Source organism: Streptomyces sp. NPDC050534, from assembly GCF_044457745.1.
Taxonomy (GTDB): Bacteria; Actinomycetota; Actinomycetes; order Streptomycetales; family Streptomycetaceae; genus Streptomyces.
In genome coordinates, this window is the sequence record NZ_JBITHF010000001.1 from 1070565 (window position 1) to 1097429 (window position 26865).

26 protein-coding genes and 1 pseudogene are annotated in these 26865 nt (G+C 72.9%); 18 read left to right on the forward strand and 9 right to left on the reverse strand.

Annotated elements, in window-relative coordinates; translation table 11 throughout:
* Nucleotides 1-99: 99 nt before the first annotated feature.
* The 6 genes from ACIBN2_RS04975 (at nt 100) to ACIBN2_RS05000 (ending at nt 6410) form a co-directional block, all read left to right on the forward strand.
* Nucleotides 100-867: an ArsR/SmtB family transcription factor gene (locus ACIBN2_RS04975; protein ID WP_399132722.1), complete on the forward strand. Its 768-nt coding sequence runs from the start codon at nt 100-102 to the stop codon at nt 865-867.
* Between the two features lie 108 nt (nt 868-975).
* The gene (locus ACIBN2_RS04980; protein ID WP_399132723.1) at nt 976-2292 is read left to right on the forward strand and encodes an NAD(P)/FAD-dependent oxidoreductase; all 1317 of its coding nucleotides are present in this window, start codon (nt 976-978) and stop codon (nt 2290-2292) included.
* On the forward strand, nt 2289-3020 hold the full coding sequence (locus tag ACIBN2_RS04985) for a DUF1365 domain-containing protein (RefSeq protein ID WP_399132724.1): 732 nt from the start codon (nt 2289-2291) through the stop codon (nt 3018-3020). Before ACIBN2_RS04980 ends, ACIBN2_RS04985 begins: the two co-directional genes overlap by 4 nt.
* A 23-nt stretch (nt 3021-3043) precedes the next feature.
* Nucleotides 3044-4300 carry a class I SAM-dependent methyltransferase gene (locus ACIBN2_RS04990; protein WP_399132892.1) on the forward strand — a complete coding sequence of 419 codons (1257 nt, stop codon included), beginning with the start codon at nt 3044-3046 and terminating at the stop codon, nt 4298-4300.
* Nucleotides 4297-5607, forward strand: coding sequence for a class I SAM-dependent methyltransferase (locus tag ACIBN2_RS04995; protein ID WP_399132725.1), 1311 nt, complete (start codon nt 4297-4299; stop codon nt 5605-5607). The genes ACIBN2_RS04990 and ACIBN2_RS04995 overlap by 4 nt, the downstream gene beginning before the upstream one ends.
* Nucleotides 5604-6410: a DUF1295 domain-containing protein gene (locus ACIBN2_RS05000; protein ID WP_399132726.1), complete on the forward strand. Its 807-nt coding sequence runs from the start codon at nt 5604-5606 to the stop codon at nt 6408-6410. The genes ACIBN2_RS04995 and ACIBN2_RS05000 overlap by 4 nt, the downstream gene beginning before the upstream one ends.
* Before the next feature lie 34 nt (nt 6411-6444).
* On the opposite strand, the gene ACIBN2_RS05005 is transcribed toward ACIBN2_RS05000, so the two are convergent.
* The 4 genes from ACIBN2_RS05005 to ACIBN2_RS05020 form a co-directional block, all read right to left on the reverse strand.
* A complete protein-coding gene (locus tag ACIBN2_RS05005) occupies nt 6445-7032 on the reverse strand; it encodes an anti-sigma factor (RefSeq protein WP_399132727.1) in 588 nt (195 codons plus the stop codon).
* A 191-nt stretch (nt 7033-7223) separates the two neighbouring features.
* Nucleotides 7224-7808, reverse strand: coding sequence for a sigma-70 family RNA polymerase sigma factor (locus tag ACIBN2_RS05010; RefSeq protein WP_399132728.1), 585 nt, complete (start codon nt 7806-7808; stop codon nt 7224-7226).
* A gap of 127 nt (nt 7809-7935) precedes the next feature.
* Nucleotides 7936-8406 carry a hypothetical protein gene (locus ACIBN2_RS05015; RefSeq protein ID WP_399132729.1) on the reverse strand — a complete coding sequence of 157 codons (471 nt, stop codon included), beginning with the start codon at nt 8404-8406 and terminating at the stop codon, nt 7936-7938.
* A gap of 51 nt (nt 8407-8457) precedes the next feature.
* Nucleotides 8458-9099: an RNA polymerase sigma factor gene (locus ACIBN2_RS05020; RefSeq protein ID WP_399132730.1), complete on the reverse strand. Its 642-nt coding sequence runs from the start codon at nt 9097-9099 to the stop codon at nt 8458-8460.
* A 185-nt stretch (nt 9100-9284) separates the two neighbouring features.
* Here ACIBN2_RS05020 and ACIBN2_RS05025 point away from each other — a divergent pair, with 185 nt between their 5' ends.
* Together ACIBN2_RS05025 and ACIBN2_RS05030 are read left to right on the forward strand one after the other, a co-directional pair.
* Nucleotides 9285-10304: a MerR family transcriptional regulator gene (locus ACIBN2_RS05025; RefSeq protein WP_399132731.1), complete on the forward strand. Its 1020-nt coding sequence runs from the start codon at nt 9285-9287 to the stop codon at nt 10302-10304.
* Nucleotides 10305-10450: 146 nt separating this feature from the next.
* A complete protein-coding gene (locus ACIBN2_RS05030) occupies nt 10451-11692 on the forward strand; it encodes an NAD(P)/FAD-dependent oxidoreductase (protein WP_399132732.1) in 1242 nt (413 codons plus the stop codon).
* A gap of 8 nt (nt 11693-11700) precedes the next feature.
* Here ACIBN2_RS05030 and ACIBN2_RS05035 read toward each other — a convergent pair whose 3' ends face one another.
* From ACIBN2_RS05035 to ACIBN2_RS05045, 3 genes are all read right to left on the reverse strand, one after another.
* Nucleotides 11701-13206 (reverse strand): cryptochrome/photolyase family protein, encoded by a 1506-nt coding sequence (locus ACIBN2_RS05035; protein ID WP_399132733.1) that lies wholly within the window; start codon nt 13204-13206, stop codon nt 11701-11703.
* Nucleotides 13207-13216: 10 nt separating this feature from the next.
* On the reverse strand, nt 13217-14590 hold the full coding sequence (locus ACIBN2_RS05040) for a cryptochrome/photolyase family protein (protein ID WP_399132734.1): 1374 nt from the start codon (nt 14588-14590) through the stop codon (nt 13217-13219).
* A 75-nt stretch (nt 14591-14665) separates the two neighbouring features.
* A complete protein-coding gene (locus ACIBN2_RS05045) occupies nt 14666-16195 on the reverse strand; it encodes an SDR family oxidoreductase (RefSeq protein WP_399132735.1) in 1530 nt (509 codons plus the stop codon).
* Between the two features lie 90 nt (nt 16196-16285).
* Here ACIBN2_RS05045 and ACIBN2_RS05050 point away from each other — a divergent pair, with 90 nt between their 5' ends.
* The 4 genes from ACIBN2_RS05050 to ssuE all read left to right on the forward strand — a co-directional run bounded on the left by ACIBN2_RS05050 (nt 16286) and on the right by ssuE (nt 20159).
* Nucleotides 16286-16798, forward strand: coding sequence for a MarR family winged helix-turn-helix transcriptional regulator (locus ACIBN2_RS05050; protein ID WP_399132736.1), 513 nt, complete (start codon nt 16286-16288; stop codon nt 16796-16798).
* Between the two features lie 158 nt (nt 16799-16956).
* Complete coding sequence (locus ACIBN2_RS05055) at nt 16957-19086, forward strand: MMPL family transporter (protein ID WP_399132737.1); 2130 nt, start codon at nt 16957-16959, stop codon at nt 19084-19086.
* Nucleotides 19087-19120: 34 nt separating this feature from the next.
* On the forward strand, nt 19121-19288 hold the full coding sequence (locus ACIBN2_RS05060; RefSeq protein WP_399132738.1) for a hypothetical protein: 168 nt from the start codon (nt 19121-19123) through the stop codon (nt 19286-19288).
* 286 nt (nt 19289-19574) lie between these two features.
* Nucleotides 19575-20159 carry an NADPH-dependent FMN reductase gene (ssuE, locus tag ACIBN2_RS05065; RefSeq protein ID WP_399132893.1) on the forward strand — a complete coding sequence of 195 codons (585 nt, stop codon included), beginning with the start codon at nt 19575-19577 and terminating at the stop codon, nt 20157-20159.
* A gap of 62 nt (nt 20160-20221) precedes the next feature.
* Here ssuE and ACIBN2_RS05070 read toward each other — a convergent pair.
* Nucleotides 20222-21267, reverse strand: a pseudogene (locus ACIBN2_RS05070) (acyl-CoA dehydrogenase family protein).
* Nucleotides 21268-21388: 121 nt separating this feature from the next.
* Here ACIBN2_RS05070 and ACIBN2_RS05075 point away from each other — a divergent pair.
* From ACIBN2_RS05075 to ACIBN2_RS05100, 6 genes are all read left to right on the forward strand, one after another.
* Nucleotides 21389-21739, forward strand: a complete 351-nt coding sequence (locus ACIBN2_RS05075; RefSeq protein WP_399132739.1) for a YciI family protein — start codon at nt 21389-21391, stop codon at nt 21737-21739.
* The gene (locus ACIBN2_RS05080; protein WP_399132740.1) at nt 21739-22935 is read left to right on the forward strand and encodes an RNA polymerase sigma factor; all 1197 of its coding nucleotides are present in this window, start codon (nt 21739-21741) and stop codon (nt 22933-22935) included. Before ACIBN2_RS05075 ends, ACIBN2_RS05080 begins: the two co-directional genes overlap by 1 nt.
* Nucleotides 22936-23028: 93 nt before the next feature.
* Complete coding sequence (locus tag ACIBN2_RS05085) at nt 23029-23391, forward strand: ArsR/SmtB family transcription factor (protein ID WP_399132741.1); 363 nt, start codon at nt 23029-23031, stop codon at nt 23389-23391.
* Complete coding sequence (locus tag ACIBN2_RS05090) at nt 23388-24029, forward strand: SRPBCC family protein (RefSeq protein ID WP_399132742.1); 642 nt, start codon at nt 23388-23390, stop codon at nt 24027-24029. Before ACIBN2_RS05085 ends, ACIBN2_RS05090 begins: the two co-directional genes overlap by 4 nt.
* A gap of 182 nt (nt 24030-24211) precedes the next feature.
* Nucleotides 24212-24922, forward strand: a complete 711-nt coding sequence (locus ACIBN2_RS05095) for a chitinase (RefSeq protein WP_399132743.1) — start codon at nt 24212-24214, stop codon at nt 24920-24922.
* Between the two features lie 107 nt (nt 24923-25029).
* Nucleotides 25030-25935, forward strand: a complete 906-nt coding sequence (locus ACIBN2_RS05100; protein WP_399132744.1) for an aldo/keto reductase — start codon at nt 25030-25032, stop codon at nt 25933-25935.
* A 21-nt stretch (nt 25936-25956) separates the two neighbouring features.
* Here the strand turns inward: ACIBN2_RS05100 and ACIBN2_RS05105 are convergent, their stop codons facing one another.
* Nucleotides 25957-26763 (reverse strand): MBL fold metallo-hydrolase, encoded by an 807-nt coding sequence (locus ACIBN2_RS05105; RefSeq protein ID WP_399132745.1) that lies wholly within the window; start codon nt 26761-26763, stop codon nt 25957-25959.
* Nucleotides 26764-26865 lie beyond the last annotated feature (102 nt).

Genomic DNA, 26865 nt, shown 5'->3' on the forward strand with positions numbered 1-26865 from the left:
CCGGTGGGCCGGGGGCGACCGCCTCGGCCGGGCCTTCGTCTTGACATGCAGGTAATTGCCTGCATAACTTAGGGTGTGCGATCAGAGAGTGAGCCGGGAATGGACACGGTCTTCAAGGCGCTGGCCGACGACACGCGCAGACGGCTCCTGGACCGCCTGCACGAGAGCAACGGCCAGACCTTGGGCGAGCTGTGCGAGCGCATCGACATGACCCGCCAGTCGGTGACCCAGCACCTGGCCGTCCTGGAGGCCGCCAACCTGGTCAGCACGGTGCGGCGGGGGCGGGAGAAGCTGCACTACCTCAATCCGGTCCCGCTCCACGAGATGCAGGAGCGGTGGATCGACAAGTTCGAGCGACCGCGCCTGAGCGCGCTGAGCGCCGTGAAACGACAAGCCGAGGAAGCCATGGCCGACAAGCCCGCATTCGTCTACGTCACCTACATCCGCAGCACGCCCGAGAAGGTCTGGGACGCCCTCACCGACGCCGACCTGACCGCCGCCTACTGGGGCCACAGCAACGTCTCGGACTGGCAGCCGGGGTCCCGCTGGGAACACGTCCGCACGGACGGCTCCGGCATCGCCGACGTGGTCGGCAAGGTCGTCGAGAGCGAGCGCCCGACCCGGCTGGTCACCACCTGGGCCGCGCCGGAGGACGAGGGGGAGGAGGACCGGTACTCCCGTGTCACCTTCGACATCCGGCCGCACGAGGACATCGTCCGCCTCACCGTGACCCACGAGGACCTCAAGGACGAGGGCGAGCTCTCCGACGCCTCCGGCGGCTGGCCGGCGGTCCTGTCGAACCTCAAGTCGCTCCTGGAGACCGGCAGTCCGCTGCCCCAGGAGCCGTGGTCGGTGCCCGGCCACTGAGCCGGCGGGGCCCCGCCCGATCATCCGCCCCACCCACGGCCAATCCGCGCGCGCCCCAGCTTCGGATTACCCGCGACATCAGCGATCGACGTCGTGGGAGGAGAGGCGATGGCGGCCGGAACGGCATCGAGCAGTCCGGGGGACCCGGCGGAGGGAAGCGGCGGGGGACGGCGGCGGGCCGCCGTCGTCGGCAGCGGTGTGGCGGGGCTGACCGCGGCGCACATCCTGCGCCGCACGCACCACGTCACGCTGTACGAGGCCGACGGCCGACTCGGCGGTCACGCCCACACCCACGAGCAGACCTCGTCCGACGGGCGGACCCACCGGGTGGACTCCGGCTTCATCGTGCACAACCGCCGCACCTATCCGAACCTGCTACGGCTCTTCGACGAACTCGGCGTCGCCACGCAGGAGTCGGAGATGAGCATGTCGGTGCGGTGCGAGGGCTGCGGCCTCGAATACGCCGGAGCCCGCGGCCCCGCCGGACTCCTGGCCCGGCCCCGCAACGCCGTACGCGGCGCCTATCTGCGGATGCTCACCGAGGTCCCCGCCTTCCACCGGGCCGCCCGGCGCCTGCTCGCCCACGAGGCCGGCGGCGCCCTCACCCTCGGTGAGTTCCTGCAGCGGGAGGGCTTCTCGCCCTACTTCCGCACCCACTTCATCTCCCCGCTCGTGTCGGCCGTCTGGTCCTGCGACACGGCGACCGCCCAACTCCACCCCGCCGCCTACCTGTTCCGGTTCATGGAGCACCACGGCATGCTCTCGGTCGCCGGCTCGCCCACCTGGCGCACCGTGACCGGCGGCTCGCGCAGCTACGTCGACCGCGTCGCCGAGGAGCTCGACGCCGTACGCACCGCGACACCCGTGCGCGTCGTCACCCGGCACGCCGACGGTGCCGACGTCACCACGGCCGACGGCGCCACCGACTCCTACGACGCGGTGGTCGTCGCCGTCCACCCCGACCAGGCGCTGCGGCTGCTGGCCGACGCCACCCCCCACGAGAAGGAGGTGCTCGGGGCGTTCCGCTACTCCCGCAACCACACCCTCCTCCACACGGACACGAGCCTGCTGCCCCGTGCCCGAGGGGCCCGCGCCTCCTGGAACTACCTCATGCCGTCCTGTACCGCCGGCTCCGACCGGGTGCGCGTCAGCTACGACATGAACCGGCTCCAACGCCTCGACTCCCCCGAGACGTTCATGGTCACCCTCGGCGGTGAGGACCGCGTCGACCCCACCCTCGTGCGGGCACGGATGGTGTACGAACACCCCGTATACACACCCGAGTCGGTCGCCGCCCAGCGGCGGCTGCCCGAACTGAACACGTCGGTCTCCGCGTTCGCGGGCGCCTCCCACGGCTGGGGGTTCCACGAGGACGGCTGCCGCTCCGGCGTGCTGGCCGCCGCGGCCCTGGGAGCGCGCTGGTGACGTCCGTTCCCGCCCTCTACCCGTGCACGATCACCCACGTGCGTACCGCACCCCTGCGGTACGCCCTGCGTCACCGCACCTACATGTGGCTGATCGACCCCGACCGGCCGCCCCGGCTCCCGGGCGCCCTGCGAGCGCTGGCACGCTTCGACGCCCGCGACCACTTCACCGGCGACCGGCCCTCCGTCCGCGCGGGCCTGGAGTCCTTCCTCGCCGAGCACGGCGTGCACCTCGACGGCGGACCCGTCCTGATGCTCACCCACGCGCGCGTGCTCGGGTACGTCTTCAACCCGCTCACCCTCTACTGGTGCCACGACCGCGACGGCACCCCGCGCTGCGTGGTCGCCGAGGTCCACAACACCTACGGCGGGCGCCACTGCTACCTGCTGCACCCCGACGCCACCGGGACCGCCGAGACCGGCAAGGAGTTCTACGTCTCGCCGTTCTTCCCCGTCGACGGGCGCTACCGCATGCGCCTGCCCGAGCCGGGGAGCCGGCTCGACCTGACCGTGCACCTGGAGCGCGAGGACGGCAGGCCGTTCACCGCAACCGTCCGGGGCACCCGTACGGAAACAACAGTGGGACGGCTGCTGCGGCTGGCGCTGCGGCACCCGTGGTCCACGGCCCGGGTGTCCGCGGCGATCCGCTGGCACGGCATCCGCCTCTACCTGCGGGGACTGCCCGTCCAGCCCCGTCCCGACCACCGGATCCCGGAGCGTACGAAGTGAGCACCACCGACACCCGCGCCGACGTGCGACGGAACGACGGCGCCCTGCCCGCGGACACCGATGCCGACCACTGGCCCGACGTGACCGCCCGCCCGCGCGCCTCCTGGCCGCGGACCGCCATGGCCCGGGCCGTGGTGCGCCGGGCCCTCGACCGGCTGCCCCTGCGGGTCCGCTTCGCCGGAGGCGACTGCGCCGGACAGGGCGGCCCGCTGCTGGACGTACGCGACCCGCGGGCCTTCCACGCCCGCATCGGCTCGCAGGGCCTGATCGGCTTCGGGGAGTCCTACATGGCCGGCGAGTGGGACGCCCCCGACCCGGTCGGCGTCCTGACGGTGCTCGCCGCCCACGCGGCGGACCTGGTCCCGGCCCCGCTCCAGCGCCTGCGCGGCCTGTGGGCCCTGCGTCAGCCGGACCACCAGCGCAACACCCCCGACGGCGCCCGCGGCAACATCAGCCGTCACTACGACCTGTCCAACGACCTCTTCGCTCTCTTCCTCGACGAGACCCTCACCTACTCGTCGGCCGTGTTCCGGGGCTTTCCCGCCACCTGGGACCTGCTCGCCGTGGCCCAGCACCGCAAGATCGACCGACTGCTGGACCTGGCCGGCGTGCGCGAGGGCACCCGGCTGCTGGAGATCGGCACCGGCTGGGGCGAACTCGCCGTCCGGGCGGCGGCCCGCGGCGCCCACGTCACCTCGCTCACCCTCTCCGCCGAACAGCGCGACCTGGCCCGCGAACGCGTCCAGCAGGCGGGCCTGGCCGACCGGGTGGACATCGAGCTGTGCGACTACCGCGAGGCGAGCGGGAGTTATGACGCAGTCGTCAGCGTCGAGATGATCGAAGCGGTGGGCGAGGAGTTCTGGCCGGTCTACTTCCGCACCCTCGACGAACGGCTCGCGCCCGGCGGCAGGGCCGCCCTGCAGGCCATCACCATGCCGCACGAGCGGATGCTGGCCAGCCGGCACACCTACACCTGGATCCAGAAGTACATCTTCCCCGGCGGCCTGCTGCCGTCCGTCGAGGCCGTGGACGAGACGGTGCGCGAGCACACCCGGCTGACTGTGACCCGCCGGGACGCCTTCGGACCGCACTACGCCGAGACGCTGCGCCTGTGGCGGGAGCGGTTCACCGAGCGCGCGGGCGAGGTGGCCGCGCTCGGCTTCGACGAGACCTTCCGCCGTATGTGGACCTTCTACCTCGCCTACTCGGAGGCCGACTTCCGCTCCGGCTACCTGGACGTCCAGCAGTACCTGCTCACCAAGGAGGACACCGCACGATGACCACGGCCCGCACCACCAGGCCAGGCACCGCCCATCGGCTCGCCGCGCTCGCCGAGGAGGCGCTCGGCGGCGCCCTCCCGGTACGGCTGCGCGCATGGGACGGCAGCGAGGCCGGCCCCGCCGACGCCCCCGTGCTCGTCGTACGGTCCCGCACAGCCCTGCGCCGACTGCTGTGGGAACCGGGCGAGTTGGGGCTCGCCCAGGCGTACGTCACCGGCGAGCTCGACTTCGAGGGCGACCTGGCCGAGGGGCTGCGCGCGATGTGGACCGCGGCCCGCGAGCGCGGCCTCCACCCGCCGCGCACCACCCTCGCCGACCGGGCCCGCGCCGTCGGAACCGCCGTACGGCTCGGCGCCCTCGGCCCGCGCCCGTCCGCCCCCGCCTCCCAGGCGAGGCTGCGCGGCGGCCTGCACAGCAAGGCCCGCGACCGGGCCGCCATCAGCCACCACTACGACCTGTCCAACGACTTCTACGCCCTCCTGCTCGACGAGACGATGGCCTACTCGTGCGGCTACTGGGCGAGCGACGACCCCGGCTTCACCGCGGCCGACGCCCAGCGCGCCAAACTGGAGCTGATCTGCCGCAAGCTGGCCCTCGAACCCGGCGCCCGGCTGCTGGACATCGGCTGCGGCTGGGGCTCGCTCACCCTGTACGCGGCCGAGCGGCACAAGGCCCAGGTCACCGCCGTCACGCTGGCCGCCGAGCAGGCGGCCTACGTCCGCGAGCAGGTGCGCGAACGCGGGCTGTCCCACCGGGTCGACGTCGTCTGCCAGGACTACCGCGACATCGGCGGCGGCGCCTACGACGCCGTCGCCACCGTGGAGATGGGCGAGCACGTCGGCGACGCGGAGTACCCGTCGTTCGCCGCGGCCCTGCACCGGCTCGTCCGCTCGCAGGGGCGGGTCCTGGTGCAGCAGATGTCCCGGGGGCGCCGGGCTCCTGGCGGCGGTGCCTTCATCGAGGCGTACATCGCTCCGGACATGCACATGAGGCCGCTCGGCGAGACCGTCTCCCTGCTGGAGGAGGCCGGTCTGGAGGTCCGGGCGGTGGAGTCGCTGCGCGAGCACTACGTGCGCACCGTGTCCGCCTGGCACCGCACCCTCGAGGACCGCTGGGACGATGTGGCAGGGCTCGTCGGCGTGGAGACGGCGCGGGTGTGGCGGCTGTATCTGATCGGCGGCGCCCTCGCCTTCGAGGAGGGGCGCATGGGCGTCGACCAGATCCTGAGCGTACGGCCCACCGCGCAAGGCGTCGCCGGCCTGCCCGCGACACCCACCGCCTGGTACCGCGGGATGGAGCAGTCGTGAACGGCTTCGCCTGGGGCGGCTTCGCGCTCAACCTCGCATGGGCGGCGGCCACCGCGCTTGTGGTCATGCTCGTCACGTTCGCCGTGGCCCTCCGCAAGGGCGTGCACCGGATCGTGGACGTGGCCTGGGGGATCGCCTTCGCCGCCGTCGCCGCCGTCAGCTGTGCGGCCTCGGCCGGTGACGGCGATGCCGGGCGCCGTGTCCTGGTGACGGTCCTGACCGCGGTCTGGGGTCTGCGGCTCGCCGTGCACATCGGCCGGCGCGGCCGGGGTCACGGCGAGGATCCGCGCTACGAGAAGCTGCTCGCCAAGGCGCCGGGCAGTGCCGACCTGTACGCCCTGCGCATGGTCTACCTCCTGCAGGCCGCTCTCGTGTGGCTGGTGTCGCTGCCGGTGCAGGCCGCGCAGTACATCCCCTCCCCGATGACGGGATTCGCCGCGGCGGGTGCCGTGCTGTGGGCGGTGGGGCTGGTCTTCGAGGCGGGCGGGGACGCCCAGTTGGCCCGCTTCAAGGCCGATCCCGCCAACAAGGGGCGGCTCATGACGAGCGGGCTGTGGAGCTGGACCCGGCACCCCAACTACTTCGGCGACTTCTGCGTCTGGTGGGGTCTGTTCCTGATCGCGTGCGACTCCGCCGCGGCGGCCACGGTCTCCGTCGTGTCCCCGCTGGTGATGAGCCTGCTGCTGACCCGGGGCAGCGGAAAGGCTCTGCTGGAGCGGCACATGAGCGAACGGCCCGGCTACGCCGCGTACGCCGCCCGCACGAGCGGCTTCTTCCCGAGGCCACCGCGGGAGCGCACATGAACGGTGCGCCCGCGCGAAGCCGGCCTGCTCCCGTTCAGGCCGGGAACGGCAGGAGGGCGACCGGCGCCGAGGTCGGCTTCGCGGAGCCTCCGGCGGGTTCGACGGTGACGCCCATGCCGGACGCGCCGTCGAGCGCGCCCCTCAGCACCAGAGTCTGCGTGCCCAGGTGCGGATCCATCAGCCCGGCGTCGCGCATCCTGCCGCCGTCGGCGAGCCACAGCTGGTAGACCTTGCCCGGCGGCGGTTCGGCCATGCCCGAGGCCGCGAACACCGCCCGGTCCAGCCGGTGGGAGACGACCACCGTCCCACTGGCCCCGCCCGCCAGGCGCGCGGTGCGCGTCCGTGCGTCGGCAGCGGTGAGCACGGCCGAGACGTCCCGCGCCGTCTGCTCGATCCGCCGAGCCCGCCCGTCGGCGTCCTCCGCACACTGGTGCTGCCACACCGTTCCCGCGCCGAAGACGGCCGCCGCGGCGAGACAGGCGGCCGGCAGCCACCGCGAAGGCCGGCCCCGGACGGGCCCGCGCGCCCGGGCGGACGCGCGGGCCCGGCGGGGGAGTGGTGTCGCGGCGGCGGTCCACTGCCGGTCTGTCTGCTGCCGTTCGGTGGCGATCCGGCGCAGCACCCGCGCCTTGAGCTCCGGGCGCGGCGCCAGTGAGGCCGCCAGTCCCAGCCGGGCCGCCGTGGCGGTGAACCCGGCGACCTCCTCGGCGCAGGGCTCGCACCGCCCGAGATGGCGCTCGACGGCCTCGCGCTAGCCCCCGGAGAGGACCTGCAGGGCGTAGGCCCCGGTCAGGGTGTGCACGTCGACGGCGTTCACCCGCCCACTCCCAGGCAGTCGCGCAGCCGGATCAGACCGTCCCGCAGCCGGGTCTTGACGGTGCCCAGCGGCAGCGCGAGATCCTCCGCGACCTGCCGGTACGTCAGACCGCCGTAGTAGGCCAGCGTCACGGACTGGCGCTGAACCTCCGTCAGCGTGCGCAGGCACCGGCGCACCTGCTCCCGCTCCAGGCCGGCCTCCACCTCTTCGGTCACGTGGTCGTAGTCGGGCGAGCGGTCCAGCAGGGCCGCCCGCCGCTCCCGTGCCGCGGACGCCTCCGCCCATCTGACGCGGTCCACCGCGCGCTGATGGGCCAGGGTGAGGACCCAGTTGACCGCCGAGCCCCGCTCCCGCCGGTACCGGGGCGCCGTGCGCCACACCTCCACCAGCACGTCCTGCGCGACCTCCTCGGACTGCGCCGGGTCGCGCACCACGGCCCGTACGACCCCGAGCACCGGACCGGCGACGGCGTCGTAGAGCGCGGCGAACGCGTCGTGGTCGCCCAGGGCCACCCCACCCAGCAACTCCTCGAGATCCGGCTCCGACGACGGGTTCCTGCCGATGTACACGGCTTCTTTCACGGGAAGTCCTTCTGGAGTTCGGGTGCGCCGAAGGGCACGAACGTGCGCCGGGCGTGACCTCCGGGGAGCACCGACGCTCCCCGGAGGCGGGCGGGGGCGAGAGGGGGGCCTGACCGGGTGCGGGCCGTCAGCCGACTCCGCGACACACTTCTGCTTCCGGCACGAACGGGGCCGCGGATGCGGTCCCGCGCAGAAATCTCCGCCCCACACGCGCGAGTACGACGGCCCCGGCCACGGCCGCCATCAGGCGTAAGGCGAGCGGGACGGCGCGCCGCCGACCCGCGCCGGTCCGCGGAGCGAGGCCGGCTCGCTCACCCACCCGCTCCGCGACCGCCGTCCACACCCGGGCGGCGGGCCTGGTCACGGCGTCGTCCCGCTGCGTACCGCGGCCCGCCGCCACGGCCCGCAGCAGACCGGCCAGCGCGGTGCTGCACCGGACGCAGGCCACCATGTGCTCCTCCGCCGCGACGATCTCCTGGGACCGCGGCAGCCGGGAGCCGTCGAGTGCGATGGCCGCGAGGACGTCCGGCGGCACATGGCCGTTCTCGTGCGGGCCGGACATACGCCACCGTTTTCTGCCGTAGGGGGTGCGCGACATGATGCGCACCGTTTCTGCGTCGAATGAAGGTGCGAATACGGGCCGCCCGTGTCAGGCGGACTCCTCCTGCTGGAGGCAGTGCCGCAAACGGTGCAGGCCACGGCGGGCGTGGCTCTTGACCGTGCCGAGCGGCCAGCCGGTGCGCTCCGCGATCTGCGGCTGTGTGAGGTCCTCGTAGAAGGCCAGGCGCAGCACCTGCTGCTGGGCGGCGGGCAGCTTGGCCAGTTCGTGCAGGACGAGGACGCGGTCGAGAGCGGCGGTGTCGGGCTGCTGGACGGCGGGGTCGGACAGGGCCAGGGAGGAACCGGCGGAGGCGACCACGGCCATCCGGCGGGTGCGGGCGGAGAGCGCGTCAGCGATCTTCCGCTTGGTGATGCCGACGATCCAGCCGCCCATCGTGCCGCGCTCGGGACGGAAGGCCCCGCGCCCGCGCCACACCCCGAGGAACACCTGCTGCGTGACGTCCTCCGCCTCCCTGGTGTCGCCCAGAGAGCGCCAGGCCAGCGTGTGCACCAGGGCCGACCAGCGGTGATACGCCGCCTCCAGGCACTCCTCGTCACCCGCCGCGAGGCCGTGGGCGAGCTCCTCGTCGGCGAGCGACTCCTCCACCGGAGCCCAACTCGGTACGTGCGGCGCCCGTCCGGGTCGTGGCACCGCGGGGATCGGGGCGACGGCACTGCGCTGCGGGGTCATGACGACGACTCCTCACGTCGACGGCGTCCGCACCGGGTGTCCGGCGCCCGACGGGGCGACCGGTGGCAGGGCGGTTCGCGACGGCTGCCGGGGGAGCGTCCCCGGTGACCTCATGGTCCGAGCCGGGAAGGAAGGGCATCAACTTGCGTCGTTTCTGCGTCGTCTCCGCGTCGTATAGTCCCTGCATGAGCCGCTCGACCGCGCCCGAGGACCACCCGACGGGCGTGCCGCTGACCACCGGTGCCCTCGCCCGCCGACTGGGGGTCTCGCCCACCACGCTGCGCTCCTGGGACCGCCGCTACGGCATCGGGCCCGCCGTCCGCGCCGACGGGCGGCACCGCCGCTGGACCCCGCGGGACGTGGCGATGCTCGAGGCGATGTGCCGGCTGACCTCGGCGGGAGTGCCGCCCGCGGAGGCGGCCCGCGCGGCGAAGGAGACGGCCGGTGTGCCGCCCGTAACGGGCGAGACCTCCGACGAGCCGCCGCCGCAGGGCCGTTCGAGGGCGTCCGGCACGCTGCCGCTCGGGGACGTGCGGCAGGAGTGCCGGGGGCTGGCCCGTGCCGCCGTGCGCCTGGACTCCCCGGCCGTCGAGGAGCAACTGGCCGCCGCCGTAAGGCAGTACGGCATCACCGTCGCCTGGCAGGAGGTGATGGTGCCGACCCTGCACGCGGTGGGACGCAAGTGGGCCTCGTCCGGGGACCGTTACGTCGAGGTCGAGCACCTGCTGTCCTGGCACGTGTCCACCGCCCTGCGCCGCGGCACCCCGCCCCCCGTCGCGCAGAGCGACGCCTCGGTGGCCGGTCCCGTCGTCCTGGCCTGCGTGCCCGGCGAGCAGCACACGCTGCCGATCGAGGCGCTCAACGCCGCCCTGGGTGAACTCCGGCTGCCCACGCGGATGTTCGGCGCCGCCGTACCGGCGGAGGCGCTCGCCGCGGCTGTGCAGCGGCTGGGGCCCTCGGCCGTGGTGCTGTGGGCGCAGGCGCGTTCCACGGCGAGCCTGGCCCTGGCCCGGCACGTCGCGGGCACGCAGTGGGGCGTGAAGGGCGCGCGGCGCCGGCCCCTGGTCATGCTCGGCGGGCCGGGCTGGTCGGGCCCGCAGGCGCGCGGGCTGCACCGGCCGCCGACGCTCAAGGATGCCGTCGACGTCCTCTCCGACGCGCATACCGGCCGGCACGGGGACGAGGCGTCCGGCGAACGGCCCTGACGGTTCGCCCGGTGGGTGGACGCGGCACCGCGCGGCGCATCCGAACGGCGCACGGCACGGGAAGTGATCCACATACGCGTGCGCCACCGCGTACGACCGCCGCCGGCCGGGACGCCACCGGGCGGCCCGAGACCGGAGGGGCTTCCATGGCCGCGCCCGCCCGCACTCCCGACGTCCTGGTGATCGGAGCAGGCGTCGCCGGACTCGCCTGCGCGCACGACCTCCTCGCGGCGGGACTCGACGTCCGTGTCGCCGAGGTCTCCGACGGAGTCGGCGGACGGATGCGCTCCGACCGGGTCGAGGGCTTCGTCGTCGACCGCGGCTTCCAGGTCTTCAACACGTCCTATCCCCAGGTGCGGCGCCGGCTGTCCCTGCGCGGCCTGGGACTACGGCCGTTCACACCGGGCTTCCTCGCCCACACCGGCAAGGGCAGGCTGCGCTTCAGCGATCCCACGCGCCGGCCGCGCAGCCTGCCCGACCTCGTCCCCGGCCGGCTCGCCGGCCCTCGCGACCTCGCGGCCCTGGGCATCCTCTCGGCCCGGGACATGCTGGCGCCCGTAAGCCTGATGAAGCGGTCGCAGGAGCGCACGACCCGCACCGCGCTGGCGGAGTCCGGGTTCTCCGACACCTTCGTCGAACGCTTCTTCCGGCCGTTCCTGTCCGGCGTGTTCCTGGAGGACGAACTGGAGACCTCCAGCCGTTTCTTCCACCTCGTCTGGCGCAGCATGCTGCGCGGCACCCTGTGCCTGCCGACCGCGGGCATCGGGGCGGTGCCCGGCGCGCTGGCGGCGGCCCTGCCGACCGGGACCGTGCGTCTCGAGACGGCCGTGACCGGTCTGACCGACGACGGAGCCGTCACGGCGTCCGGCACCGAACTGCCCGCGCGCGCAGTGGTGGTGGCCACCGGCCCGGCCCCGGCCGCCGGCCTGCTGCCCACCCTGCGTCTGCCCGGCTACCGGACGGTGACGACGTACTACCACGTGGCCCCGCACTCCCCGCTCGGCGAGCCCACCCTCCTCGTCGACGAGCGCCGCCGCTTTCTCAACACCTGCGTCCTCAGCGACGTGGTCCCGCAGTACGCCCCCATCGGCTCGGCGCTCGTCGCGACCTCGGTCCTCGGCGCCGACGCCGAGCGGCAGGAGCCGGCCGTACGCGAGGCGATGGCGGAGGCGTACGGCACCGACACGGCCGGCTGGGACCTCCTGACCGTCCGCACGATCCCGGACGCCCTCCCCGCCATGCCACCCCCGCAGCCCCTCACCCGCACCACCCGCGTGACCCCCGGCCGATACGTGTGCGGCGACCACCGCGCCACCGGCTCGGTCCAGGGGGCGCTCGCCTCCGGAGCGCGGGCCGCCCGTGAGGTGTTGCGGGACCTGCGGCCCTAGCCAACAGGTCAGGGCGCGCCGTCGCGCCGCTCCTTCTCCTCGCGGAGCAGTTCGTCGAGGTCCGTGAGGCGGTCCAGGCCGTGGACCGCCCGGCTCATGCGGGGGTTGCCCTCCAGGCGGGCGCGGTGGCGGTGGAGGAAGGACCAGTAGCCGGCCGTGAAGGGGCAGGCGCGGTCGCCGACGCGGTCGGTGGGGCGGTAGGCGCAGGGGCCGCACAGGTCGCTCATGCGGTGCACGTAGGCGCCGCCCGAGGTGTAGGGCTTGGTGGTCATGCGGCCGCCGTCGGCATACTGCGACATGCCGACCACGTTCGGCAGCATCACCCAGTCGTAGCCGTCGACGAAGCAGCGGTGGAACCAGTCGGTCACCGCGGCCGGGTCCCAGCCCCGTTGCAGGGCGTGGCTGCCGAGCAGCATCAGGCGCGGGATGTGGTGGGTCCAGCCGGTGTCGCGCACCTGCGCCAGCACGGTCGCCAGGCAGTTCGCGGTGACCGCCTCGGCGTCCAGCTCCAGGAACCAGTCCGGCAGCGGCGCGTGGTGCCGCAGCACGTTGCGGTGGCGGTAGTCCTCGCCGAAGTACCAGTACAGCTGCCACACGTACTCGCGCCACCCGGCGATCTGCCGTACGAAGCCCTCGACGCTGTTGACCGGCGCCGACCCGGCCCGCCAGGCGTCCTCGGCCCGTTCGGCGCACTCCAGCGGATCCAGCAGCCCGAGGTTGAGCGAGGACGACAGCAGGCTGTGGCTCATGACCGGGTCGGCGGCGAGCATGGCGTCCTCGTGCGCGCCGAAGCCCGCCAGCCGGTGCTCGACGAATCTGCTCAGCGCGGCGAGCGCCTCCCGGCGCGTGGCCGGGAAGAGGCGCGGGCCGTCCCGCCCCACGAAGCGAATGCCCTCGTCCCGCTCCCAGCGGTCGAGGTCGTGGCGGACCTCCTCGTCCACGTCGTCCTCGCGCGGCCGGTAGGGACCCGGCGCCCCGAGCGTCCGAGCCCTCTTCGGCGGCGGCTCGCGGTTGTCGTGGTCGTGGTTCCAGCGGCCGCCCGCGGGCTCGCCGCCGTCCATCAGGAGCCCGTGCCCGCGCCGCACCCAGCGGTAGAAGTCCTCCTGGCGCAGCCGCTGCCCGCCGTGCCCGTCCGCCCACGCGCGGAAGTCCTCGTGCGGGACGAGGAACCCGCGCGCGGGCAGGACCGTGAGGCCGGGGATCGACGACACCAGCCGCAGCGCGGTCCGGGACGTGGGGTGATGCACCGTCAAGGGGCCCTCGCCCACCGCCTTCTGGAGCCCTTCGCGATACGTCTCGGCCCGCACGTACCGCACCCGGTCGCCGAGTTCGGCCGCGCGGTGCCGCATCGCGGACAGCACGAGATGAGCCTTGGCGCGGTGGAAGCGCCGGCGGCGGAAGACCGACCTGGCCTCGATCATCACGACCGGTGCGCCGCGGCCGGGGCCGCCGTCGCCCGGAGTCAGGAAGTGCGGGCCGAGCTGGTCGCCGAACAGCCAGTGGGGGGTGGCCATGTGCGGCTCCTCAGTCCCGGCCGCGGGCGTGCTTGAACCGGGCGAGGCCCTCGGAGAGTTCGACGACGGGGTCGGGGTAGTCGCCGATTCCGGCGCGGTCCAGCCCCTGCAGCTTCCACGGCTCGTGAATCGACGGGCCCTCGATTCCGGCGAGTTCGGGCACCCAGCGGCGGACGTACGAGCCGTCCGGGTCGTAACGCCGGGCCTGGGTAATGGGGTTGAGGACCCGGTTGGGGCGGGTGTCGGTCCCGGTGCCCGCCATCCACTGCCAGTTCATCTGGTTGTTGGCGACGTCGCCGTCGACCAGAAGCTCCAGGAAGTGCCGGGCGCCCACCCGCCAGTCGACGTACAGGGTCTTGGTGAGGAAGCTCGCGGTCAGCAGGCGGCCCCGGTTGTGCATCCAGCCCTCGTGGCTCAGCTGGCGCATCGCCGCGTCGACGATCGGATAGCCGGTGCGGCCCTCCTTCCAGGCCGCGATGTCCTCGTGGGCCTCGCGTCCGGAGCGCCAACGGTCGTGCTTGGTGCGGTAGTCGGAGGTCGAGGCGGTGGGCCGGGCGGCGAGGACCTGGCGGTGGAAGTCGCGCCAGGCGATCTGCCGTACGAACGCCTCGGCGCCGGGACCGCCCGCGCCGCGCGCACGGTGGACGAGCTCGACGGGGGAGAGCGTGCCGAAGTGCAGATGCGGCGAGAAGCGTGAGGTGGCGTCGCCGGCCAGGTCGTCGTGACGGTCCTCGTAGGCGGCGATCCCGCCCCGCAGCCAGGCGGACAGACGCTTGCGGCCCTCGGCCTCGCCGCCGGCCGCCAGGCCCGCGGACAGCCCCGGAACGCCGGATCGGGAGGGGAGTTTCTCCGATCCGGCACTCTGCGGGACGTGCACGGTGCGCGGCGCGGCGAGCGTGTCGCGCAGATGCACCTGGGACCACTGCCGGAAGTAGGGGGTGAAGACCGCGAAGTGGTCCGAGGAGGCCGGGGTGACCTCGCCGGGGGCCACGGCCGTGGTCACCGTGTCGTGGACGTGCAGGCGCCGCCCCTCCGACTCCAGGGCGCGGCGCAGCCGTTGCTCGCGCAGATGCGCGTAGGCGCTGACGTCGCCTGCCATGTGCACCTCGTCCGCGTCCGTCTCGGCGACCACCTTGCACACCTCGTCGACGACGTCGCCGGAGCGCACGATCAGCCGGCCGCCCCGCTCCCGCAGCCCGTCGTCGAGGTCGCGCAGGCAATCGGCAAGGAAGGCAAGCCGGTTGGGCGCGGCGAACCCGGCGTCCGCGACACCCTGGTCGCGTACGAACAGGGGCACCACCTGGTCGGCCTCGCCGGCGGCCCGCAGCGGGGGATGGTCGTGCAGGCGCAGGTCCGCGGTGAACAGGACGACCGAGACGTTCATGGTGATTCTCCGGGGAAGCGGGCGAGGGGCGGCCTTGAGGTGCTTCCGGTGCGGTGGACGCGGCGGATGCGGCCGTCAGCCGCCGGACGCGTGCTGTCGTTCCGGCGCTGCCGGACTGCGGGCCGCGGCGAGCGCGATGTTGCGGGCCATTCCGCCGAACACGACGGCGTGGAAGGGGGACACGCTCCACCAGTAGGCGTGGCCCAGCAGCCCGTGCGGGTGGAACAGGGCCCGCTGGCGGTAGCGGGTGCGGCCGTTGTCGTCTTCCTCCGCGTACATCTCCAGCCAGGCGAGGCCCGGCAGCCGCATCTCGGCCCGCAGCCGCAGCAGACGGCCGGGCTCGATCTCCTCGACCCGCCAGAAGTCCAGTGAGTCGCCGACCCGCAGATGTGTGGCGTCACGCCGGCCCCGGCGCAGGCCCACGCCGCCCACCAGCCGGTCCAGCCTGCCCCGTACCGCCCAGGCGAGCGGGCAGGAGTACCAGCCGTTCTCCCCGCCGATCCCCTCGATCACCCGCCACAGGGCCCCGCGCGAGGCGTCGACCGGAAGCTCCCGCACGTCGGTGTAGAGGCTGCCGCCCGCCCAGTCGGGGTCGGTGGGCAGCGGATCGCTGGGCGCGCCCGGCACGGAGGCCGACGACCAGCGGGTGGTGACCTTCGCGTCGCGGATGCGCTGCAAGGCCAGCCGCAGCGCCTCGTCGAAGGCGATCGGCTGCCGGTCCGTGTCGGGCACGTAGCGCGCGATGTCGTGCTCGAGGCAGACGACCTCGTGGCGCAGCGACTCCGCCAGCGGCCGCGCGATCGACGCGGGGACGGGGGTGACCAACCCGACCCAGTGACTGGACAGGCTCGGGGTGAGGACGGGCACGGGGACGATGACGCGCCGGGGCAGCCCCGCGACCGCCGCGTAGCGCAGCATCATGTCCCGGTACGTCAGCACGTCAGGACCGCCGATGTCGAAGGTGCGGCTGATGTCGGCCGGCATCCCGGCGCTGCCGACGAGGTAGCGGAGCACGTCCCGCACCGCCACGGGCTGCAGGCGGGTGCGCACCCAGCTCGGGGTGACCATCACGGGCAGGCGTTCGGTCAGATAGCGCAGCATCTCGAAGGACGCCGAGCCGGAGCCGATGACCACCGCCGCGCGCAGCACGGTGGTGGGCACGCCCGAGTCCAGCAGGATCCGGCCGACCTCGGCCCGTGACCGCAGGTGCGGCGACAGTTCCCGTTCCGGCACCCGCGAAGGCGTCAGGCCGCCGAGGTAGACGATGCGCCGCACCCCCGCGGCCCGGGCTGCCTCGCCGAAGATCCGCGCCGCCCTGCGGTCGGTCTCCTCGAAGCTGTCGCCCGTGCCCAGCGCGTGCACCAGGTAGTAGGCGACGTCGATGCCGCGCATCGCCCCGGCGACCGAGCCGGCGTCCGTGACATCGCCCTTCACCACCTCCGCCTGCCCGGACCAGGGATGGTCGCGCAGCTTGCCGGGTGAGCGGGCGAGGCAGCGTACCCGGTGTCCCGCGGCGAGGAGCTCCGGAACCAGCCTGCCGCCGATGTATCCCGTCGCGCCGGTCACGAGGCAGTGCAGGCCCGGTCCTTCGTCGTCAGCGTTCATCAGCTCCGGGTCCTTCGTGTCGATGTGCTCCTGTGATCACTTCCATGGGCGCCGCCGCATCGGATGCGCGTCCTTCTATAGGCTGATCGCGTGGCCACAGCAGACGACCGGGAGCAGCCCGCAGCCGCCGCGCCGGGACGTGACCAGGTATCCCCTGAGAGGGCCGACCTGTACTCCCTCGCCGTGCAGCTGCGCCGGATGAACGGCGAGATCAACCGACTGGTCCATGGTTTCGCCGGTGACCAGGGGCTGCACGCCACGGACGTCCAGGCCCTCGCGGCGATCCTGGACGCCGAGCAGCCGATGACCCCGAAGCGGCTGCGCGAGCACCTGGGGCTGACCTCGGGCGCCGTGACCGCCTGCGTCGACCGGCTGGAACGCGCCGGGCACATCCGCCGGGTCCGGGAGAACGCCGATCGCAGGGTGGTGCACCTGTACTACGCGGCCGACGCCAGGGCGGCGGCCCGCGCGTACTTCCGCCCGCTCGCGAAGGCGGCGGACGCGGCCTGTACGCAGTTCACCGAGGAGGAGCTGGCGGTCGTACTGCGCTTCCTGGCGGCCATGAACGGGGAACTCGCTCCGCTGCGGTCCCCCGGCGCCTGAGCTGCGGGAAACCGCCGCATCCGACCGGCCGGAAACCGGCTGCATCCGAAGAGGGCCGGACGGCGGAAGATCTCTCGTCACTTACCATCGGCAACCATATAGCTTAATCATTGAGATTGTTTGTGATTGAGATACCTGACCGCCACGCCTGGAGAACCATGTCCCTCACCCCGCGCCGGGGCCGCATCCTCGTGCCCCTGCTCCTGCTCGTCGTCTGGCTCGGCCTGGGCGGGGTCCTCGGCCCGTTCGCCGGCCGGCTCGGCGAGGTCGCGACCAACGACCAGGCGGCATTCCTGCCGCGCAGTGCCGAGTCGACCCAGGTGATCGCCGCGCAGCGGTCCTTCAAGCAGGACGAGACACTGCCCGCCGTCGTCGTATGGACCGCCGACGGCGGCGGCTCGATACGGGACCGGCAGGCGGCGGCGGGACGCGCGCTCGCCTCCGTGACGGACGTGCCGGGCGTGGTCGGCGACGTGTCTCCCGCACTTCTCTCCAAGGACGGCAAGGCCCTGGAGGGGGTCGTACAGCTGCGGCCGGATCTGGGCAAGCGGCTGGGCGACAGCCTCGACCGGATCCGCGCCGCCGCGGAACACGTCCCCGGCAGCACCGTCCAGCTGGCCGGACCGGCGGCCGGGCAGGCCGACCTGTCCGACGCCTTCGCGGGGATCGACGGGCTGCTGCTCGCCGTCGCCCTGGTGACCGTCCTGGTGATCCTGCTGCTCGTCTACCGCAGCGTCCTGCTGCCGCTGGTGATCATCCTGGGGGCCGTGTTCGCCCTGGGGCTCGCCTGCGCGGTCGTCTACGCCCTCGCCGACCACGATCTCGTACGGGTCGACGGGCAGGTGCAAGGCATCCTGTCCATCCTCGTCATCGGCGCCGCCACCGACTACGCCCTGCTGATCACCGCCCGCTACCGCGAGGAACTGGCCGAGCGCGCCGACCGGTTCGCCGCCGCGCGGGCCGCGCTACGGCAGTCGTGGGGCGCCGTCGTCGCCAGTGCGGCGACCGTCGCCCTGGGGCTGCTCGCCCTGCTGCTCAGCGACCTGACCAACAACCGGGCGCTCGGGCCGGTCGGGGCGATCGGCATCGTCTGCGCCGTCATCAGCTCGCTGACGTTCCTTCCGGCCGTGCTCGTCCTGCTGGGCCGCTCCGCCTACTGGCCGGCCACCCCGCGCCCCACCGGCGACGGCCACGGCGTGTGGCGGCGCGTCGCCGCGCTGGTCGACCGGGCGCCGCGCAAGGTGTGGGCGGTGTCGCTGGCCGTGCTGCTCGCCTGCGCCGCCTTCGCCCCCACCCTGGTCGCCAAGGGCGTCCCGCTCGACGAGACCTTCGTCGACGACGCCCCGTCCGTCGCCGCGCAGCGCACCCTCGCCGAGCACTTCCCCGGCGGCTCCGGCAATCCCACCGTCGTCATCGCCGACGCCGCACGGCTCGACCGCGTGATCACGGCGGCCCGCACGACCGAGGGCGTCGCCTCCGCCACCGGTGTCACCGGGTCCGGGCGGCCCGGCGGCACGCCGCTCGTCGTCGACGGGCGGGTGCGGGTGGACGTCACCCTGAGCTCGGCCGCCGACAGCGACGCCGCCAAGAGCACGGTCGCCCGGCTGCGGACCGCCCTGCACGCCGTGCCCGGTGCGAACGCCCTGGTCGGCGGCTACACCGCTCAGCAGTACGACACCCTGCGCACCGCCGAGCGGGACCGCACCCTCATCGTCCCCGTGGTCCTCGCGATCATCTTCGTCATCCTGACCGTGCTGCTGCGCTCCCTGCTGATGCCGGCCCTGCTGGTGGCGACGGTGGGGCTCAACTTCCTTGCCACGCTCGGCGTTTCGTCCCTGGTCTTCCAGCACGTCCTCGGCTTCACCGGCAGCGATCCCTCGGTGCCGCTGTACGGCTTCGTCTTCCTGGTGGCGCTGGGCGTCGACTACAACATCTTCCTGATGTCCCGGGTACGGGAGGAGTCCCTGCGGCACGGGGTGCGCCAAGGCGTCCTGCGTGGACTGATCGGCACCGGCGGGGTGATCACCTCGGCCGGCGTGGTGCTCGCCGCGACCTTCGCCGCCCTCGGCGTGATCCCGCTCGCCTTCCTGGCCCAGATCGCCTTCATCGTCGCCTTCGGCGTACTCCTCGACACGCTCGTGGTGCGGTCGTTGCTGGTGCCCGCTCTCGTACGGGACTTGGGCGAGGTGGCGTGGTGGCCCGGACGGCTGTGGCGCGGACCCGCTCAGGTCGGCACACATGGTGGCGCGGATCGCGGGCATGCGGACTGTACGGAAGCAGCCGGGTGAAGCACGAGGAATGCAACTGGAGGAGGCGGCCACTATGGGCGCGAAGGTGTTGGAGCGGTTCCCTGCTGGCTCTCCTCGCGGATCGTGGCCGGCGGAGGAGTACGCCGCGAGGCGCCGCGCCGAGGGCCAGTCCGCGACCGTCGTCATGGATCTGAAGTCGGACGCGTTCCTCGTGGTGGTACCGACGGCCGAGGACGACTGAGAACACGGTTGATTTCACGAGCGGTTCAAGGGTTTCCTTGTCAACCGCTCGTGAAATCCTGTGTTCCGCGATACGAGACCGGTCGGGAATTCCTTGACGGTGCTCGACACCGCCTGCGCCACGTCGACCTCGCGCGTGTCTCCAGCGCCTCCTGTTGCCATACGGCCTGATCCGCACCCGGATCCGCCGTATCCAAAGACGCCGCGCCACTGCTGCCGCGTTTCCTTTTGTCGCCGCTCACGCCGCTCTCGCCGGCTGAATTCACCGCGCTGCCGCGCCCTTTCGAATTCGGCGTGCCCGAAATTCCGCAACTGGGGTTCCGCATGCCCCAAGAGCCTCCGGCAGCCCGTCCGTCTCCTCCCGCACCAACCGCCTGCTGCGCCACCTCGACCAGCGACTGATCGCCCAGGGGCACGAGGTGATCCCGCTCGACGTCCGCACCATCCCCGCAGAAGCCCTGCTCGGCGCCGACTTCCAGCACCCCGCCATCGCCGCGGCCGCCGGACTCTTCGCACAGGCCGACGGCGTCGTCGTCGGCACGCCCGTCTACAAGGCCTCGTACTCCGGCGTCCTGAAGGCGCTGCTCGACCTGCTCCCGCAGTACGCCCTGACCGGCAAGACCGTGCTGCCGCTCGCCACCGGCGGCTCCAGCGCCCATGTCCTGGCCATCGACTACGCGCTGCGGCCGGTGCTCAGCTCCATGGGCGCTGATCACATCGTGCAGGGCTGGTTCACCCTCGACCAGGACATCGCGGTCCACGAGGACGGCTCCCTGACTGTCGCGCCGGCCGCCGCCGAGGCCCTCGGCCAGGTGGTGGACCAGTTCTCGGCGGCCCTGGGCCGCACCTCACTGCTGGCCGCGGCGAGCTGAGCGCGCTGTCCGTCCACGTCGTCGTGGTGGGGTCCCGCCCCGGACGGTGATCGCCGCCCGCTTCACATGTGCGCGAGCGCGGCGAGGTGTGCCTCGCGCACCTCCGACGTCTGGCCCTGCACCAGCAGGAACATCCCCTCGCGGGCCAGCCGCTGCGCGGTGCCGTCGAGGCCCATGGCACGGCCGCCCCCGGCCACGATCGCCGCTGTGGTGGCGGCGCGCATGAGGTCGTAGGCCCGGGTCTTGAGGGTCAGCCGTTCCTCGATGCGCTCGTGCGGGACGGGGTGCACGGCGAGTGCGTACGCCTGCCGGCGCACCTCGTCGAGGCGGTCGCGCAGCGCGCGTGCGGTCTTCGCCTCCCCGGCGTCGTCCAGCAGGCGCAGCGCGGCCTCGGCCACGCCGAACACGGCGGGGGAGGCGTTGGTGTTGCGGGGACGGTCGACGAGGGCGAACTTGTCCTGCGGGGTGCGCAGCACCACGGAATCGTCGGGCAGCCACAGGCCGTCCAGCTCCAGCGAGACCGTGCGCGCGGCGGTCAGCGCCGCGAGCCGCATCGGCGGCGAGGGCCGCAGGCCGGGCTGCTCGCGGGCCTCGGCGAAGGCGAACACCACCTCGTCGGCCTCCGTCACGCCGGCCAGCAGCATCACGTCGTTCAGTCCCCAGCCCGTGTACCAGGGCACCGTCCCGTCGAAGCGCCAGCCGCCCCGCCCGGCGCTCGCCCGTACCGGCACCCGGGGGAAGGCGCGGACGTGCGCGAACGCGATGCCCGCCATCAGCTCACCCGTCGACAGCGGACGCAACAGCCTTTCACGCACAGGGAGTTGAGCCTGCGCGAGCAGCTTCACCGGCGTGTGGTGCTGGGTCTGCACGAACCACGTCGAACAGCATGCCCCGGCCAGGATCTCCGCGACCTCGCGCGTCACCGCGTCGGGTGCGTCCGCGCCGCCGTACTCCTGGGGCGCGCTCACCCCCAGCAGGCCCGAGCGCCTGAGGGCCTCGACATGGCTCATGGGTACGCCCTCCTGGTCGACCCGCGCCGCGTGGGGAGCGAGGAGGTCGTCGGCGAGGACCCGGCGGCGGAGACGAGCGGGTGCGGTGCGGCGGTCATGGAAGAGATTCTCCCGATGCCGCGGAAAAGATTCTTCCGATCCGGTCGTGCGCGCTGTCGATCCGGGGGTGCGCCACTCGTGTAGGAGGTGAGACAACAGCCGGACACCCAGGAGGACGTCATGACGCACTATCTGCTCAGCGTGGTCACGCCGACCGGCGGACAGCCGCCGGCCGAGGCGGAGCTCGGCGAGATCATGCGCAACGTGGAGGCATTCAACCAGGAGCTGCGCGACGCCGGTGTCTGGGTCTTCGCGGGCGGGTTGCACGGCCCGGAGACGGCGACCATGCTGCGCCCCTCGGGAGGTGACGTGCTCATCACCGACGGGCCGTATGCCGAGGGCAAGGAGTATCTCGGAGGGCTCTGCCTGATCGAGGCCCCAGACCTGGACGCGGCGCTGGAGTGGGGCAGGAAGGCCGTGCGGGCCACCACCCTGCCCATCGAGGTGCGACCCTTCGTGGACCAGCACTGATGCCAGGCGTCCCGGACGTCGAGGCCGTCTTCCGCGCCGAGTACGGGCGCGCGGTCTCGGTCCTCGTCCGCTTCCTCGGCGACATCGACGTCGCCGAGGAAGCGGTGCAGGACGCCTTCACCACGGCCCTGCGGACCTGGCCGGAGACGGGCGTGCCGCCCAGCCCGGCCGGCTGGATCATCACCACCGCACGCAACCGCGCGATCGACCGGCTGCGCCGTGAGTCCTCCCGCGCGGCACGCCACGCCGAGGCCGCCCTGCTGCACAGCCCCGACCCACCGGCCGAGGAGGGCCCCGTGCGCGACGACCGGCTCCGCCTGATCTTCACCTGCTGCCACCCGGCGCTCGCGCCGCAGGCGCAGGTCGCCCTGACCCTGCGCCTGCTCGGCGGACTCACCACCCCGCAGATCGCGCGCGCGTTCCTCGTGCCCGAGCCGACGATGGCCCAGCGCATCGTCCGTGCCAAGGCGAAGATCCGCGACGCCCGGATCCCGTACCGCGTGCCTCGCGACGCCGACCTGCCGGACCGGCTGAGGGGCGTCCTGGCGGTCGTCTATCTGATCTTCAACCAGGGGTACGCGGGCACGCCCGAGCTGAGCGCGGAAGCCGTACGGCTCGGCCGCCTGCTCACCGAGCTGATGCCGGACGAGCCCGAGGCCGCCGGGCTGCTCGCGCTCATGCTCCTCGTCGACTCGCGCGGGGACGCCCGCCAGGACGAGGACGGCGCCCTGGTGCCGCTGCCCGAGCAGGACCGCGCACGCTGGGACCGCGAACTGATCGCCGAGGGCCAGGCGCTGGTCCGGCGCTGCCTGCGCCGCAACCAGCCGGGCCCGTACCAGATCCAAGCCGCCATCCAGGCCGTCCACAGCGACTCGCCCACCGCGGCCGCCACCGACTGGGGCCAGATCCTGCAGCTGTACGACCAGCTCATGGCCCTCGTCCCGAGCCCGGTCGTGGCGCTGAACCGGGCGGTCGCCGTGGCCGAGACCGAAGGTCCCCGGACTGCCCTGGACCTGGTGGACGCGCTGGACCTCGACGGCTACCACGTCTTCCACGCGGTCCGCGCGGACCTGCTGCGCCGCCTGGGCCGTGGCACCGAGGCGGTACGGGCGTACGAAGAGGCCATCGCGCACAGCGACAGCGCGGCGGAGCGCGGCTACCTGGAACGCCGCAGGCGGGACCTCGTCCGCCGATGACGCAGGGCTGGAGAAGCCGCGCCGAATCCCCCTCCTCCAGGGCCGGAGTATCGGCTGCTGCTTATATAAGCATGCACTGATACATTGAGCTCCATGCACGCTTTCGATGTGCTCGGTGATCCGGTGCGCCGGCGGATCCTGGAGCTGCTGGCCGACGGGGAGATGACCTCGGGTGCGGTCTGCGAGGTCATAGGGGAGGAGTTCGGGATCTCACAGCCCGGGGTGTCACAGCACCTCAAAGTGCTGCGGGAGAACGGGTTCGCGACCGTACGCCCCGAAGGGAACCGGCGGCTCTACGCGGTCGACGTCGATCCGCTGCGGGACATCGACGCCTGGCTCGACCGCTTCCGCCGCTTCTGGACCCCGCATCTGGACGCGCTGGCAACCGAGTTGGCCCGCGGCAGACGGGCGCGCCGGTCCGGCGGTGCCGAAGACCCCACGAGGAGGACCCCATGACCGACGTGACCCATGACATCAACGACGTACGCCGGCAGGTCGGCAAGCGCGCCTTCAAGGCGGGCGAGGCCCGCGTCGTGACCGTGAGCAGGTCCTACGACGCCCCGCTCGACGACGTGTGGGACGCCTGCACCAACCCCGAGCGCATCCCGCGCTGGCTGCTGCCGGTGTCGGGGGAGCTACGGCTGGGCGGGCGCTACCAGTTGGAGGGCAACGCCGGGGGTGTGGTCGAGCGCTGCGACCCGCCCAAGGGCTTCGCCGCGACCTGGGAGTACGGCGGCGAGGTCAGCTGGATCGAGCTCCGCCTGACCGCCGAGGAGGGCGGCACGCGCTTCGAGCTGGACCACATCGCCCACGTCGACGACACCAAGTGGGCGGAGTTCGGCCCGGGTGCGGTCGGAGTCGGCTGGGACCTGATGGTGAGGGGCCTGTCCCTGCATCTCGGGAGCGGCGGCGCCGTCGTCGACCCGAAGAAGTTCATGGCCTGGATGGGCTCGGACGAGGGCCGCCGGTTCATGACGGACAGCAGCGAGGCCTGGTACGCGGCAAACGTGGCGGGCGGCGAGGACGAGAAGACGGCGCGCGAGTCCGCCGACCGCACCATCGCGGCCTACACGGCGTCCGGTGACGCCGGCTGACACAACAGAGCCGCTGCGAGCGGAACTCGGGCGCCTCTGCGCACCTTTCGGATCGGGAAGAGCGATTGACTGGTCTACACCCTTGACTGGTACAGACCAACACGGTTGAGTGTGGCTTCACACCCCCCACCACGGCCGTACCCCTTGCCGGGTGCGGCCGTGCTCCGTAAAGGAGTTGGTCCGTGTTGAGGCGTCGTATCGCCGCAGTCCTCTCCTCGCTCGCCCTCGGTGGCGCCGTCCTGGCGCTCCAGCCGGCCCCCACGGCCTCCGCCGCCGGCTTCGTCGTGAGTGAGTCGCAGTTCAACCAGATGTTCCCGAACAGGAATTCCTTCTACACCTACAGCGGTCTGACCGACGCGCTGAGCGCGTACCCCGGCTTCGCCAACACCGGCAGCGACACGGTGCAGAAGCAGGAGGCCGCCGCCTTCCTCGCCAACGTCAGCCACGAGACCGGCGGCCTGGTGTACGTCGTCGAGCAGAACACCTCCAACTACCCGCACTACTGCGACGCGAGCCAGCCCTACGGCTGTCCGGCCGGGCAGGCCGCCTACTACGGCCGCGGCCCGATCCAGCTGTCGTGGAACTTCAACTACAAGGCGGCGGGCGACGCGTTGGGCATCGACCTGCTCAACAACCCCTACCAGGTGGAGAACAACGCGTCCGTCGCCTGGAAGACGGGCCTGTGGTACTGGAACACCCAGTCCGGCCCCGGCACCATGACCCCGCACAACGCCATGGTCGACGGCGCCGGCTTCGGGCAGACGATCCGGAGCATCAACGGTTCGCTGGAGTGCGACGGCAAGAATCCGGCGCAGGTGCAGAGCCGGGTGGACGCCTACCAGCGGTTCGCCCAGATCCTCGGCGTCTCCCCGGGGGGCAACCTCTACTGCTGACACCGCCTTTCGCATCTTGATGTCATGCACCTGATCATTTCGGCCGTACCGGGAAGAGTGTCACCGGTGCGCACGAGGGACGCCGGTACGTGTGCGAGACTCCGCCGATGACCACCGAAACGATCACCGCGGACGCCGCGGGCACCTGGAAGCTCGGCGACTTCACCGTCAGCCGTATCGGCTTCGGAGCGATGCGGCTGACGGGCACCGCCGCCTTCCACCTCGGCACCCCGAGCGACCGGGAGCGTTCGATCGCCGTGCTGCGCAGGGCGATCGAGCTCGGCGTGAACCACATCGACACCGCCGCCTTCTACTTCTCGCAGACGCGGTCCGCCAACGAACTCATCAACAGCGCCCTGGCGCCGTACCCGGACGACCTCCTCATCGCCACCAAGGTCGGCCCCTACCGCGACCACCACGGCGAGTGGGGCACCTCGGCCCGTCCCGACCAGCTGCGCGGGCACGTCGAGGAGAACCTGCGCCAGCTCGGGCGCGACCACCTGGACCTGGTCTATCTGCGCCGCATGCGCCAGGAGTCCGTGGCCGAGCACTTCGGCGCGCTGTCCGAACTGCGCGAGGCCGGCCTGGTCCGCCACCTCGGCCTCTCCGACGTCGAACCCCGCCACCTCGCCGAGGCACAGGCGATCGCGCCGGTGGTGTCCGTGGAGAACCGCTACGGCCTGGACTCCCGCGACCCCGCGACCGAGGAAGTCCTGCGCCTCTGCGGCGAACAGGGCATCGCCTTCGTCCCGTTCTACGCCGTCGCCGGCGCGCGCGGGCCGCAGGCCGCCACCGGCAACGACGACGAGACCGTGCGCGCGGTCGCCCGCGCACACGGCGCGAGCCCCACCCAGGTCCGCATCGCCTGGACCCTGCACCGTGGCCCGCACGTCCTCGCCATCCCCGGCACCGGCAACCCCGACCACCTCGCCGAGAACGTCGCGGCGGGCGCGCTGCGCCTGACGGACGAGGAGCTGCGACGCCTGGACGGACCGCACCGGGCGGAGGGCTGAGGCCCCTTCACGCGGCGGCGCTCAGAACGGCAGGTCGATCCACCGCCCGTTCTCGGCCGTCCGCAGGCAAGGTGCCAGCCCGGCCTCGTCGAAAGCCTTTCGGACGTCGCTCAGGTCCTCGCTGAAATGTGCCCAGCTGTCGCAGTGGGCCGGCACCACGATGGGCGCACGCAGCACGGAGGCGGCCGCACTCGCCCGCTGTGCCGTCAGGGTCAGCGGACGGCCGCGCTCCTTGGCCTGCACCCGCGCCGCCCCGACGAACAGGACGGCGACGTCGATCCGCGGCACCCGGCGGGAGATCTCGGCGACGATGCCGACGGAGGCGTTGTCGCCGCTCACGTACACGGTCGGCAGGCCGTCGCCGCTCAGCACGAAGCCGGTCACCTCGCAGTTGACGTGGCCGTCCTGGTCGCGGTCCCCGTCGTCCGGGCCGTGCTGGGCCGGTACGGCGCACACTTCCAGGACCCCTCCGCCGGGACGGTCGATCCGGGTGGTCTCCCACGCCGGGAGCCCGCGCGCGGGGCCGCCCAGCCGCTGCGCCGTGACGGGCCCGGTGAGCAGCAGCGGAGCGTCGAGGGCGAACACCCGGCCGCGGGTGTCGAGGTTGTCGGGGTGCAGATCATGGCTGACCAGTACGGCGTCGACGTCCCCGACGTCGGCCTCCGTCGCCGCGGGACCCGCGGTCTTCGTCAGATAGCCGTGGTTCCCGGCGTCGTCGAACGTCGGATCGCACACCAGCCGGAGGCCGCCGAGGTCGAGGACGGTGGTGGGCCCTCCGAGCACCGAGACCGCGCAGGGCCGGCGTTCAGGACTGATCGTGTCGGTCATGACCGCACCTCACTCGTGAGTTGGAGCCGTGGAAGCCGTGCGCCGGCCGGTTCTGCCGTTCGGCGCGCGCGGCAGGGCCGGAACTGTTCTGCTGGATGAGGA

Excerpts from the sequence above, each read along its gene's own strand:
- ACIBN2_RS04995 (WP_399132725.1), top strand. The coding sequence starts at position 4,297 with ATGACCACGGCCCGCACCACCAGGCCAGGCACCGCCCATCGGCTCGCC.
- ACIBN2_RS05030 (WP_399132732.1), top strand. The coding sequence starts at position 10,451 with ATGGCCGCGCCCGCCCGCACTCCCGACGTCCTGGTGATCGGAGCAGGC.
- ACIBN2_RS05060 (WP_399132738.1), top strand. The coding sequence starts at position 19,121 with ATGGGCGCGAAGGTGTTGGAGCGGTTCCCTGCTGGCTCTCCTCGCGGA.
- ACIBN2_RS05020 (WP_399132730.1), bottom strand. The coding sequence starts at position 9,099 with ATGACCCCGCAGCGCAGTGCCGTCGCCCCGATCCCCGCGGTGCCACGA.
- ACIBN2_RS05025 (WP_399132731.1), top strand. The coding sequence starts at position 9,285 with ATGAGCCGCTCGACCGCGCCCGAGGACCACCCGACGGGCGTGCCGCTG.
- ACIBN2_RS05100 (WP_399132744.1), top strand. The coding sequence starts at position 25,030 with ATGACCACCGAAACGATCACCGCGGACGCCGCGGGCACCTGGAAGCTC.
- ACIBN2_RS05105 (WP_399132745.1), bottom strand. The coding sequence starts at position 26,763 with ATGACCGACACGATCAGTCCTGAACGCCGGCCCTGCGCGGTCTCGGTG.
- ACIBN2_RS05080 (WP_399132740.1), top strand. The coding sequence starts at position 21,739 with ATGCCAGGCGTCCCGGACGTCGAGGCCGTCTTCCGCGCCGAGTACGGG.
- ACIBN2_RS05090 (WP_399132742.1), top strand. The coding sequence starts at position 23,388 with ATGACCGACGTGACCCATGACATCAACGACGTACGCCGGCAGGTCGGC.
- ACIBN2_RS04980 (WP_399132723.1), top strand. The coding sequence starts at position 976 with ATGGCGGCCGGAACGGCATCGAGCAGTCCGGGGGACCCGGCGGAGGGA.
- ACIBN2_RS05015 (WP_399132729.1), bottom strand. The coding sequence starts at position 8,406 with ATGTCGCGCACCCCCTACGGCAGAAAACGGTGGCGTATGTCCGGCCCG.
- ACIBN2_RS05085 (WP_399132741.1), top strand. The coding sequence starts at position 23,029 with ATGCACGCTTTCGATGTGCTCGGTGATCCGGTGCGCCGGCGGATCCTG.
- ACIBN2_RS04975 (WP_399132722.1), top strand. The coding sequence starts at position 100 with ATGGACACGGTCTTCAAGGCGCTGGCCGACGACACGCGCAGACGGCTC.
- ACIBN2_RS05055 (WP_399132737.1), top strand. The coding sequence starts at position 16,957 with ATGTCCCTCACCCCGCGCCGGGGCCGCATCCTCGTGCCCCTGCTCCTG.
- ACIBN2_RS05075 (WP_399132739.1), top strand. The coding sequence starts at position 21,389 with ATGACGCACTATCTGCTCAGCGTGGTCACGCCGACCGGCGGACAGCCG.
- ACIBN2_RS05045 (WP_399132735.1), bottom strand. The coding sequence starts at position 16,195 with ATGAACGCTGACGACGAAGGACCGGGCCTGCACTGCCTCGTGACCGGC.
- ACIBN2_RS05040 (WP_399132734.1), bottom strand. The coding sequence starts at position 14,590 with ATGAACGTCTCGGTCGTCCTGTTCACCGCGGACCTGCGCCTGCACGAC.
- ACIBN2_RS05035 (WP_399132733.1), bottom strand. The coding sequence starts at position 13,206 with ATGGCCACCCCCCACTGGCTGTTCGGCGACCAGCTCGGCCCGCACTTC.